Source organism: Streptomyces sp. NBC_00443 (assembly GCF_036014175.1).
GTDB lineage: Bacteria > Actinomycetota > Actinomycetes > Streptomycetales > Streptomycetaceae > Streptomyces.
The window spans coordinates 6,331,410-6,341,165 of sequence record NZ_CP107917.1; the positions used below are offsets into that span (position 1 = coordinate 6,331,410).

Genomic DNA, 9,756 nt, shown 5'->3' on the forward strand with positions numbered 1-9,756 from the left:
CATGGACGTCCGCGAACTCGGCGAGGAGTTCCGCGCCGGATACCGCGAGGGCGCCGCCCGCGGCAGCGCGGCCGACGAGCTGCGCGCCCTCGGCGCCTGGCTGCGCCGCCTGCCCGGCAGCCTCGTCCGCTTCGGGTGGCGCCAGCTGCGCGCCCTGTGGACCCTGTCGATCTGCTTCCTCTGGGACGCCCTCCGGGGCACCCCGACCCTGCTCGTGCTCATCCTCCGGGGGATCGCCACGGGCGTACGGGCAGCCGCGAGCAGGAGCGCCGACGCGGGGGCCGCCGCTCCCGCCCCGGCCCCGGCCGCGAAGCCAGAACCGAAGGAGCAGGCCCCGGCCGCCGACGGCGAGGACCAGAAGCAGCCCGAGGAGGAGGCGCAGCACGCCGAGGAGGCCCCGGCCGCGCCGCCGTGGAAGAAGCTCCGCAAGGCCCCGGCGAAGGCCGCACCCGCGAAGCAGGAGCCCGCCCCGGCCCCGGCCGGGAAGAGCCTCGGGGACCTGGCGGAGCTGGCCGGTATCGGCTTCCTCGTCCTGGTCCTCGTCGTCGCCTTCGGCGGCATGCTCCTCGGCACCCTCGGCAGCCTCCTCGCCCCGTACGCGAGCGGCATCGTCCTCGTCCTCGTCGTGGTCTGGTGCGTCGCCGCGGCGATCGTCGCCCCCCGCGACGAGGAGCCCGTCGACGAGGACGAGGAGCCGGGGGAGGACGAGGTCGACGAGGAGGACCCCACCGAAAACGATCATGAAAAACTGGCGGGGGAGGAGGACCAGGAAACCGACCCGTGGCCAGCCCAGCGCGAGGCCATCCGGGCATTCGTCGAGGCCGAGGTCGCGGCCGGGAATGCCGGTCACCGCGACGCGAAAGGAAAGGGCGCTCCGGTGGACGCCCTCCTCGCCGAACTCCAGCGCCGCGGCTCCGCCCGAGGGTGGGACCGGAACGCGATGCTCGACCTCCTCGAAAGGGCCGGAATCACCGTCCGGCAACAGATGAAATTCCGGATCGGCGGTAAGCAGAAAACACCCCCCGGTGTGCACGTCGACGACCTTACGAATGACCTCGGATTTCGGCCCCGTATCCCGGCCCATTTGGTGCCCGATCTCACCCCCCGGCCGGGCCCCTCCCGAGAGGTGAAATCCCACCTCGGATAAGGCCCCGCCCGGCCCCTCCTCCCGGCCCCCGTCCAGGCCCCGCACACCGGCCCGCACGGGGGCCCCGTCTTGGGTGGCGTCCGGCCGGCAGCAGGGGAGTGACGCGGGCCCCTCCCCTCCCCCGCCCCGAGAGGGGGCCCGTACCCCTACTGAGTACCGAGTACCTACCTCAGTACCCGGGCGAGGGGAGGGGTCGACGGGCCGCCCGGCGCGTTCGATAAAGCCTCGAATACAACCGGAGGCGGTGCGTCGACCACCCGGGTCCCGCTACCGTGAATGCGTCGTGATCCACCTGAGCCCACCGAGGGGGGCACCGTGCTCGGCCCGTATCGCTATCACTGCCCGTCCTGCGGGCTCACTTCCGACCCGTATTTCCTGCGGTCGAAAGCGGACGACATCGGTGACGACCACCGCGACCGCCGTCACGACGGAATGCACCCGACCGGGGAATGCATCCTGACGTCCGGAGAATGGAGCGCCCCGCAGGGCAGCGAGCGCACCGCGGTCGTCGTATTCGCGGTCATCATGCTCCTCGCCATCATCAGCCAGTGGCTATGACGGCGACACCATAAAGGGCCGCGCACCCCAGGGAGGGAGGGTGCGCGGCCCTTTCGTATGTGGTGGGCCGCTAGTCTTCCGGCCGCGAGCCGGACGAAAAGCGGAGGTAAGGCAATGGCGACCACGACGGCAGCGGTGTGTGTTCTCCTCGGCGGCTGCTCGGTGGTCGGCCTGGCGGTCGTCGTATGGGGGCGCGTGCAGATCGCCCGGATCGAGGCCGGCCGGGACGGCGCGCGGCGCAAGAGCTGAGCGGCCGGCCGTCAGTCCCGGTAGTTCGCCGCGAGGCCGTCCCGGATCCGGCCGACGTACTCCCGCTTGTACGGCGAGGCGTCGGTGACGTCGGTGACCAGGCCCCGGCGGACGTCCGTGCTCGGGAGCAGGGTCCGGATGTTCTGCGCGATCCGGTACCGGTTCCACGCGTCCGCGAGGGTGCGGAGGCGCAGCTCCTCCAGGAGCTCGGCCTCGCTCTTGGCGCTGTCGGGGGTGTCCTCGAAATGGGCGAGCCGGTCCCGCTGCTCGGCGGTGAGGCGGCGCGGCTTCGGCTGGGGCTTCGAGGGGGTGATGTTCGCAGGCATGGGAGCAGTGTGCCACAGAGTATGCGTACACGCTAGGCATACTGAGTTGACATGAGTACAGAGTGTGCATACGGTGTAGGCGTCCAGTACGGACAGGAACCGAGAGGACACTCCATGTCACAGAGCACCGCCGGCCACTACGTCACCACCGCGGCGATCGCCCAGAGCGCCCCCGGATACCGGGAGCTGCGCGTCGAGATCAAGCCCCGCGGCCACGCCGACCCCCTCGCCCTGATCGCCCTCCCCACCTCGACCGGGGACACGGTCGACGTCCTCGCGGCCTTCGGCTGGCGCCTCGTCGGTGACCTGGAGTACGTCGCCGGACCGAACGAGGAGCGCGGGCGTGTCGAGCCCATGACCCCGGCGGACAACTCCGCCGCCGAGTGCATGCGCAACACCGTCCGCCGCGAGATCCGCGCCCGCACCCTCGCCCGCCTCGCCCACCCCACCGCCCGGCACTTCCACCCCGTGCTGCTCAACGGCGACCACAGCCGCGACCCGATCGGCTGGACGTTCCGGGTGGGCCAGGGCGAGGACCGCACCTATGCGTGGGTCACGGCCACCGGCCGCGTCTGCCCTGGCGCCGGGGTCCCCTCCGTGGTCGACGCGAAGCGCAACCTCCGGCACGAGTGCATGGCGGCCATGGTCGAGGAGCAGCCCCCGGCCGACGATGCGGCCTACGCCCGGCTCCAGAGCCAGACCGGCGACGCGCTCGCGCGGACGCTGCTGATCGTCCGCAACGGCGGCACCCTCGACCTCCCCGAGGACCAGGCGCCGGCCGACGAGGAGCAGCAGGCCCCGGCATTCAAGCGCGGTGACCGGATCGTCTGCGCCGACGGCGTCACCCGTACCGTCGAGGCCATGGCCCCCGAGATCGCCGGGGAGCCTGCCCGGGTCGTGGTCGAGGGCGGCGCCGAGTGGATCGCCGAGAACTGCCTCCGCGCGAACTGGGAGGACGTCCTCGCTGCGCACCGCCGCTGCAACGCCGCCGGCGCCCGGGTCCGCAGCAACCCGGACCCGGATGACCCGGAGTGGCGCGCCGCCCTCGCCGAGCTGGGCCAGGCCCTCGACTTCCTCAAGGCCGCCGACGCGACCGTCCGCGTCGCTCTCGCCGAGGACGCCGCCCGCGACGCGGCACAGCGGGTGCACCCGGACGCGTCCCGGTTCCAGCCGGTCCACCGGCCCGACGAGGACGAGCCGTCCGCCTGGTCCTTCGCCACTGCGTACGGCGCGGGCACCCGGTACGGGATCGTCACCCGCCTCGCCGAGGTCTCCCCGGTCGGGCTCTACGAGTACCGGACGACCGCCGAGCGCGCGTTCCTGTACGGCGACCAGCAGACGGCCGGCGCCGCGAGCTGACGACCTCCTCGTCCCGCGGGCCCCGTCCCCTCCAGCAGGGGGCGGGGCCCGTCGCGCGACATGCCTACTGAGTGTGCGTACCGAGTTGACGTGCGTACTGAGTAGGCATACTCTGTACTCAGTTGGTCGGCATGAACGAGGAGGAACCCCCCATGAGCACCACCACCGCGAAGGACGTCATCCGCGTCGCGACCCGCGCCTACACCAACGGCAGCGTCAAGGGCCTGCGCACCTACCTGCACATCAACTGCGGCTGCCGGATCGCCTCGACCCTCATGGGCACGTACGACAACCTCGACGACGCCCGCCGCAAGGCGGCCGAACTGGTCGAGGGCACCGGCGACACCTACCGGACGTGCTCGAAGTCCGGCCTCGTCAAGGCCCAGGCTCTCGGCCGCTCGGTCCGCTACTTCGACGACACCATGCGGGCCGGCGCCTCGACGTTCAACGGTGCCGGCGTCCGTGACGGGGACGTCGTCGTCGTCGCGAGCGAGGGCGTCGTCGCCATCGTCATCCGCGCCGCCGTCATCGCCATCACCGTCAAGCGCGGCCACCTCGTCGGCCTCGACACCTCCGCCCGCACCTTCCGGGATGGCCTCTACGCCGAGATTGTCGACCGCGCCGAGGCCGAGGCCCGCAAGATCCGCGCCACCGTCGACCCGCTCCACGCCGCTCCCGTCGAGGAGGCCCCGGCCACCCCCACCCCGGCCGACGTCGTCCGCACCGACGGCGTCCAGGTCAAGGCCGACGACCGCGGGAAGTGGATCGTCGTCCGGGGTGGCGACTTCCTCGGCACGATCTTCGACGAGGGACCCGAGATGAAGCGCGGCCGGTTCGCCGGGTGGTCCCCGTACGCCGGCACCCCGGGCAACGTCACCGCGTTCACCAGCGACCCGGCCGAGGTCGTCGAGTCTGTCGTCCAGGCATGGCCGGTCACCGCGGCTGAGCTGGTCGCCGAGACCGGCCGGTCCCTGGACGACGTCCTCGGCGCCGCGTACGAGGTCACCGAGGAGTGGAAGGCGGACGGCCGCCGCGCCGTCCTGGCGATCGCCGCCGCGTCCGGGCAGGCGACGAAGATGACCCGCGAGGCCGCCGCCGAGGTCCGTACCCGGCTCGCCGCCCCGGTCCCCCCGCTCGTCCTCGACCTCGCCCCCGGGCACTGCGTGCACGGCGAGTACGCCGCCGGCGTCGAGGGCGACCCGGCCGCCGTCTGCGACCGCAAGGGGCCGGGGGCGAGGGTCGGCGTGTTCAACGACGAGGGGTGTGTCGAGGCGTTCGACTGCGCCGTCCAGGCCGCCAGCGCCGCGTACGTGATGAACGCCGAGGACGAGGATGCCCGGGAGCGCAGTGTCGACGAGGGCCCGCTCTACACGTGGGCCGTCCTGTGCGGGCAGCACGAGGAGCAGCGCGCCGACGGTTGCGAGGAGTGCGCCGAGGGCGAGGCCGAGGAGGAGGCGCCGGCCGAGCTGCCCGGCCCGCAGTGGGGGACGCTGAAGGGCTTCGAGGCCCCGTTCCGCCTGTGGGGCGCCGAGCGCGAGGGCGGATGGTTCCGCCCGGCCGGGGACCGCACGCAGGTCACGGGCGAGCCCCTGGTGATCGCCGAGGTCTGGACGACGCAGCGGGGGACCGCGCGCCACGGCCGGGACGCCAGCGGCCGGGAGATCAGCCTCGGGGGCGCCGCTACGCGGTTCTGGGCCGCCCCCGGCGCCTGACCGCCCGCCCCGCCACGGACGCCCCGCACCTCCCCGGAGGGCGGGGCGCCGGCGCTCCCGGACCCGACACGCCACGCCTACAGGGTAGGCGTACCGAGTTGACATGAGTACAGAGTAGGCATACTCTGTACTCAGTTGGTCAGGACGACGAGGAGGAACCCCGAGATGAGCACCACCACCGCGAAGGCCGCGAAGCTGATGACCCTCCTCGTCGAGGCCGAGACCGAGGCCGCCGCCGCCCGCAAGGCCGAGACCCGCGCCACGAAGGCCGTCGAGCGCGCCGCCCAGCGCGTTCACAAGGCTCGCGCCGCCGACGCCGAGGCGAGCAAGGCGTTCAACGCGGCCGAGCGCGCCGCGAAGCACCGCGTCACCCCCGCCGTCAAGGCCGCCGCCCGCAAGTCCGTGCGCTGCACCGACAAGCTCAACCAGGCGAAGGAGATCCTTCGCGAGGCGAAGGCCGAGGCCACCGTCGCCCGCCGCGCCGCCCGCAAGGCCGAGCGCCGCATGGACCGCCTGTCCCTGCGCGCCGCCGTCGCCGCCTCCCGCGCCGTCGAGAAGATCGGCCAGCGCCTCGGCGAGACCGCTCTCACCCCGGTCGCCGACGAGGACAGCACCCTCCCCGTCGAGGAGCTGCCCGCCGTCGAGGAGATCGAGCTTCACGCCGCCCGGTACGCCGCCGCCGACAGCAAGGCGAAGGCCGCCGCCCGCGAGGCCGAGGCCGAGAAGAAGTGGCTCCGCGCCCTCCCGGTCGGCACCTACGGCCGGGTCGTGATCACCCGCACCCCGGGCGGTTCCATCCTCGACGGCACGCAGGTCGCGTTGGACTACGCCGCCCGCGGCCTGACCGCCCCCCGCAAGGCCCGGAAGTCCACGTTCAAGGCCGACGCCACCGCCCTCGTCGCCGACCTGGCGGGCCTGGCGGAGGTCGTCGAGACCGCCGACGACCTCGGCCTCCTCCTCGCCGCCTGACCCACCCGCAGCCCGGCCGGGCGCACCAGGCGCCCGGCCCCTCCCCAAGGAACGGAGCAACCCCCATGAGCGCCACCACCCCCGAGAAGCTGATCCCCGCCTCCCTCGCCCGCGAGATCGCCCGCCAGGCCGACGAGCCTGGCACCACCCCCCTCCGCGAGGGCCAGCTCTACAGCCTGGTCGCCCAGGCCGGTTACACCCCGGCCGAGATCGCCGTCCTCGCGGGCAAGACGTGGAACCTCGTGGACCTGCGCATCGGCCTCCTCGACCTGTGCCAGGCAGGCCGCGACGCCCTCGACGCCGGCACCCTCCCCGTCGGCCTCGCCTGGTACGTCTCCCGCCTCAGCCTCCCGAACCAGCGCGTCATGCTCGCCCGCTGGGACCGGGGCGACTTCGCCGACGCACACCAGGCGTCCGACCACGCGAGCGCACTCCGGGAGCTCGAAGCCCCCACCGACTGACCCCCTCGACCGACCCGGCCGGGCGCACCGGTACCGCGCCCGGCCCCCACCCCAGGAACGGAGCAACCCCTCATGAGCACCACCCCCAAGCCGACCAGCACGTACCGCGGCGTCCCGGCCCCCGAGTGGATCGGCGACGACTGGGACACCATCAGCGCCGCCGCCTGGCGGGACGGCGTCGACGCCGCCCTCACCTTCGCGGCCGTCGGCGGCACCCCCGAGGCCGCGGAGTCCCCCGTCGAGGAGACGGAGCCCGTCGACCCGTGGCAGGCCCTCGCGGACGCGCTCAACGTCCTCGTCGAGGCCGGGCAGTTCCCCGACTTCCACGACCTCTACGGCGGCGTCAACGGCTGGCGTCACCAGCCGTACGCCTCGACCCCCGCCCGCGCTCACGCCCCGTGGGTCGTCCTCGACCTCGGCACCCGGAAGTTCACCGTCAGCACCCGGGAGCGGGTCCTCGGCGGCGAGCACTCCCCCCGCCGCAAGCGCCGCCGCTGACCCCCTGACCGTCCCGGCCGGCCGGGCGCACCGGTACTGCGCCCGCCCGGCCACCCCACCGCAACGACCCGAGAGGACACCACCTATGGCCGCAACCGCCCTGTACGGCATCACCGCCCGCCGCGGCGAGGAGCTGGTCCGGTGCGAGGACGCGACGTCCCTGCCCGAGCTGGCCGCCCTCGTCACCACCTACGCCGAGACCTTCGCCAACGACCCCACCGTCCGCGTCGACGTCGACACCACGGCGACCCGCTGACCGGAGGCGCCCGCCATGCCCGAGACCGGATACCTCACCACCCGCCCCGTCCACCACCGCCACAGCATGGCCCCGGCCGCCGCCGAGGAGGTCACCGCCGCAGCCGCGACCGCCGAGACCCGGGCGCACCTCGCCCGGGGCCGCCGGGTCGAGGCCACCGCCGCCGGGGCCGTCCTCCTCGTCGAGACCGGCATCAGCTTCGAGCCGTTCCCGGTGGCTCTCCCGACGTTCCTGAGCACCGACATGGCCGCTCAGCTCCTCCTCGTCGCGGCCGGCCCCGCACGGGCCCTGCGCACCGCGCGCGGCCTGATCGTCCAGGCCACCGGGGGAGTCGTCCCCCCATGGGCGATGAACCGGCACGTCCGTCACGGCTACCTCGCCGTCGACCGGGACGGTGTCGTCACCGTCGGCCTCGCCGGGGCCGTCGCCCTGGAGTGGCGCCGCTGCCGGTCGGCCGGCATCCCGGCCGGGGAGCAAGCCGAGCCGATCACCGCGGCCGTCGCCCGGCACCTGGCCTGACCAGCTCGAACACCGCCGCGCCGGTAGGCGTACCGAGTTGAAATGCCTACTTGGTACGCCTACTCTGTACTCGTAAGGCAGTGAACGGGAAGCCGGGAGGCACCAGATGGCACGGAAGATGAGCGACACCGAGCGTGCCGCGCGGGACGTCGTCAACAAGTACGTCCGTGACGGCCTGATGGAGCGGTCGCAGGCCAACGCCGCGATCCGTGATGGGCTCCGCATCGCGGAGACGACCGTCCGAAAGCACTACCGCGAGGGCTTCGGCTCCGCTCTCTACTACGGCGGCAAGGTTGCCGCGGCCCGCGAGGAGTTCGACGCCGCGAAGGGCATGATCGCCCGCCGGATGAAGGGCGCCCGGCTCCTCGCCACCGAGATCTATGCCGCGGTGTTCGCCGTGGTGGAGGCCGAGGAGGGCCCCCGCGACGGGGACCAGCTCACGCCGGAACAAGCCGCGGACGTCATGGCCACCGTCCGCGACACCGCCCGCGAGGTGCGCGAGGAGGCCCGCACCCGCCGCTACGTGCCCGCCGCCTGACCCACTCCGCACCAGGGCGGCGCCTCACCCGGCGCCGCCCCCGCCCTCCAGGAAGGAACCCCCACCGTGGCCCTCGTCCCCACCCCCCGCACCCCGTCCGTCGCCATCGCCCGCGCCCTGCGCGCCCTCGGCCTGAAGCAGGGTCGAGGCGGAGACTTCCGCACCGCCGGTCACTACGTGGGCAAGGAGCGCCGCCACACGTACGTGCTCCTGCTCAACCAGCGCGCCGAGGAGATCGTCGCGGCCAACGCGGACCGGATCGAGCAGTCCCCCGAGCTGGGCGGCTTCGCCTTCACCGTGTCCGTCCGCTACGTCGACGGTCGGGTGTTCACCAGCGTCAGGAACGGTGGCGGCGAGCGCGTCCGCGAGACCGCCCCGGCCGAGGTCGTCGAGGAGGACCAGGCGGACGAGGAGACCCCGGAAGCGACCGAAGCGACCGACGCACCGGCCGAGGCCGACGAGGACGTCCCTGCGGCCGAGGAGGCCCCGGAAGGGACCGAAGGGACCGAGACCCCGGCCGTCGACTGGCGGGCGAGCTGGCGCCGCGCGGAGCAGGCGAAGGCACTCGGCTGGTCGACGAAGCACGCCGAGGTGGTCGGCTGGGCGGTCGCCGGGGAGCTGGTCCGCGACGCCGACGGCACGCCCCGCCGGGTCACCCGTCCCGGCCGCGCCGGCGCCCGCGTCAACGCGGACCGCGTCGCGACCCTGGAGGCCGCCGGACACCTCGCCACGGTCCCGGCCGCCGACGGCCCCGGCCGGATCGAGGCGACCGCCGACGGCCGCCGCGCCCTCCTCGTCTGGCAGACCGAGGCCCCGGTCCCCGTCGAGCGGGTCCGCAAGCGCGAGCGGCTGCCGCTGAAGCCCCTGCTGTACGGGGAGCTGTGGACCCGGCAGCGCGAGGAGTTCGCCGCGGACATGGAGCGCCGCCGCGTCGAGCGGGAACGCTGGTACGCCGAGATGGATCTCCGCCTCGCTGCCGAGGACCGCGAGGCCCCGCTCCGCAAGGCGTGGGCGACCGTCGAGGGGATTTGGAACCCCTTCGCCAAGCGTCCGCGCGGCTGGGCCCCCACCGACGAGGACGTCCGCCGGCACTTCCTTGACCCCGAGGTCGTCGCCGAGCTGCGCGCCGAGGCTGCCGAGGTCGCGGCCGAGCAGGCGTCGGCC

The 9,756-nt window shown here is 73.8% G+C and carries 13 protein-coding genes; 11 read left to right on the forward strand and 2 right to left on the reverse strand.

Annotated features, from left to right (window positions below; genetic code table 11):
• Position 1 precedes the first annotated feature (1 nt).
• The 3 genes from OHO27_RS28795 to OHO27_RS28805 all read left to right on the forward strand — a co-directional run bounded on the left by OHO27_RS28795 (position 2) and on the right by OHO27_RS28805 (position 1,954).
• Entirely contained in the window at positions 2 to 1,147 is a 1,146-nt protein-coding gene (locus OHO27_RS28795; protein ID WP_328427864.1) for a hypothetical protein, read from the forward strand.
• 315 nt (positions 1,148 to 1,462) lie between these two features.
• Complete coding sequence (locus OHO27_RS28800) at positions 1,463 to 1,705, forward strand: hypothetical protein (protein ID WP_328427865.1); 243 nt, start codon at positions 1,463 to 1,465, stop codon at positions 1,703 to 1,705.
• A 114-nt stretch (positions 1,706 to 1,819) separates the two neighbouring features.
• Entirely contained in the window at positions 1,820 to 1,954 is a 135-nt protein-coding gene (locus OHO27_RS28805) for a hypothetical protein (protein ID WP_328427866.1), read from the forward strand.
• Positions 1,955 to 1,965: 11 nt separating this feature from the next.
• Here the strand turns inward: OHO27_RS28805 and OHO27_RS28810 are convergent, their stop codons facing one another.
• Positions 1,966 to 2,280: a hypothetical protein gene (locus OHO27_RS28810; RefSeq protein WP_328427867.1), complete on the reverse strand. Its 315-nt coding sequence runs from the start codon at positions 2,278 to 2,280 to the stop codon at positions 1,966 to 1,968.
• 114 nt (positions 2,281 to 2,394) lie between these two features.
• Here OHO27_RS28810 and OHO27_RS28815 point away from each other — a divergent pair, with 114 nt between their 5' ends.
• The 8 genes from OHO27_RS28815 (at position 2,395) to OHO27_RS28850 (ending at position 8,592) form a co-directional block, all read left to right on the forward strand.
• Positions 2,395 to 3,639, forward strand: coding sequence for a hypothetical protein (locus tag OHO27_RS28815; RefSeq protein WP_328427868.1), 1,245 nt, complete (start codon positions 2,395 to 2,397; stop codon positions 3,637 to 3,639).
• A gap of 152 nt (positions 3,640 to 3,791) precedes the next feature.
• Positions 3,792 to 5,351 (forward strand): hypothetical protein, encoded by a 1,560-nt coding sequence (locus OHO27_RS28820; RefSeq protein ID WP_328427869.1) that lies wholly within the window; start codon positions 3,792 to 3,794, stop codon positions 5,349 to 5,351.
• A 165-nt stretch (positions 5,352 to 5,516) separates the two neighbouring features.
• Positions 5,517 to 6,320 (forward strand): hypothetical protein, encoded by an 804-nt coding sequence (locus OHO27_RS28825; RefSeq protein WP_328427870.1) that lies wholly within the window; start codon positions 5,517 to 5,519, stop codon positions 6,318 to 6,320.
• Positions 6,321 to 6,385: 65 nt separating this feature from the next.
• Positions 6,386 to 6,781 carry a hypothetical protein gene (locus OHO27_RS28830; protein WP_328427871.1) on the forward strand — a complete coding sequence of 132 codons (396 nt, stop codon included), beginning with the start codon at positions 6,386 to 6,388 and terminating at the stop codon, positions 6,779 to 6,781.
• 72 nt (positions 6,782 to 6,853) lie between these two features.
• Positions 6,854 to 7,279: a hypothetical protein gene (locus OHO27_RS28835; protein ID WP_328427872.1), complete on the forward strand. Its 426-nt coding sequence runs from the start codon at positions 6,854 to 6,856 to the stop codon at positions 7,277 to 7,279.
• A gap of 85 nt (positions 7,280 to 7,364) precedes the next feature.
• Complete coding sequence (locus OHO27_RS28840) at positions 7,365 to 7,535, forward strand: hypothetical protein (protein ID WP_328427873.1); 171 nt, start codon at positions 7,365 to 7,367, stop codon at positions 7,533 to 7,535.
• A 15-nt stretch (positions 7,536 to 7,550) separates the two neighbouring features.
• The gene (locus OHO27_RS28845) at positions 7,551 to 8,054 is read left to right on the forward strand and encodes a hypothetical protein (protein WP_328427874.1); all 504 of its coding nucleotides are present in this window, start codon (positions 7,551 to 7,553) and stop codon (positions 8,052 to 8,054) included.
• A 106-nt stretch (positions 8,055 to 8,160) separates the two neighbouring features.
• Positions 8,161 to 8,592, forward strand: coding sequence for a hypothetical protein (locus tag OHO27_RS28850; RefSeq protein WP_328427875.1), 432 nt, complete (start codon positions 8,161 to 8,163; stop codon positions 8,590 to 8,592).
• A gap of 24 nt (positions 8,593 to 8,616) precedes the next feature.
• Here OHO27_RS28850 and OHO27_RS28855 read toward each other — a convergent pair whose 3' ends face one another.
• Positions 8,617 to 9,684, reverse strand: a complete 1,068-nt coding sequence (locus tag OHO27_RS28855; RefSeq protein WP_328427876.1) for a hypothetical protein — start codon at positions 9,682 to 9,684, stop codon at positions 8,617 to 8,619.
• Between the last annotated feature and the right edge of the window lie 72 nt (positions 9,685 to 9,756).

Excerpts from the sequence above, each read along its gene's own strand:
- OHO27_RS28795 (WP_328427864.1), top strand. The coding sequence starts at position 2 with ATGGACGTCCGCGAACTCGGCGAGGAGTTCCGCGCCGGATACCGCGAG.
- OHO27_RS28805 (WP_328427866.1), top strand. The coding sequence starts at position 1,820 with ATGGCGACCACGACGGCAGCGGTGTGTGTTCTCCTCGGCGGCTGCTCG.
- OHO27_RS28810 (WP_328427867.1), bottom strand. The coding sequence starts at position 2,280 with ATGCCTGCGAACATCACCCCCTCGAAGCCCCAGCCGAAGCCGCGCCGC.
- OHO27_RS28815 (WP_328427868.1), top strand. The coding sequence starts at position 2,395 with ATGTCACAGAGCACCGCCGGCCACTACGTCACCACCGCGGCGATCGCC.
- OHO27_RS28820 (WP_328427869.1), top strand. The coding sequence starts at position 3,792 with ATGAGCACCACCACCGCGAAGGACGTCATCCGCGTCGCGACCCGCGCC.
- OHO27_RS28825 (WP_328427870.1), top strand. The coding sequence starts at position 5,517 with ATGAGCACCACCACCGCGAAGGCCGCGAAGCTGATGACCCTCCTCGTC.
- OHO27_RS28830 (WP_328427871.1), top strand. The coding sequence starts at position 6,386 with ATGAGCGCCACCACCCCCGAGAAGCTGATCCCCGCCTCCCTCGCCCGC.
- OHO27_RS28835 (WP_328427872.1), top strand. The coding sequence starts at position 6,854 with ATGAGCACCACCCCCAAGCCGACCAGCACGTACCGCGGCGTCCCGGCC.
- OHO27_RS28840 (WP_328427873.1), top strand. The coding sequence starts at position 7,365 with ATGGCCGCAACCGCCCTGTACGGCATCACCGCCCGCCGCGGCGAGGAG.
- OHO27_RS28845 (WP_328427874.1), top strand. The coding sequence starts at position 7,551 with ATGCCCGAGACCGGATACCTCACCACCCGCCCCGTCCACCACCGCCAC.
- OHO27_RS28850 (WP_328427875.1), top strand. The coding sequence starts at position 8,161 with ATGGCACGGAAGATGAGCGACACCGAGCGTGCCGCGCGGGACGTCGTC.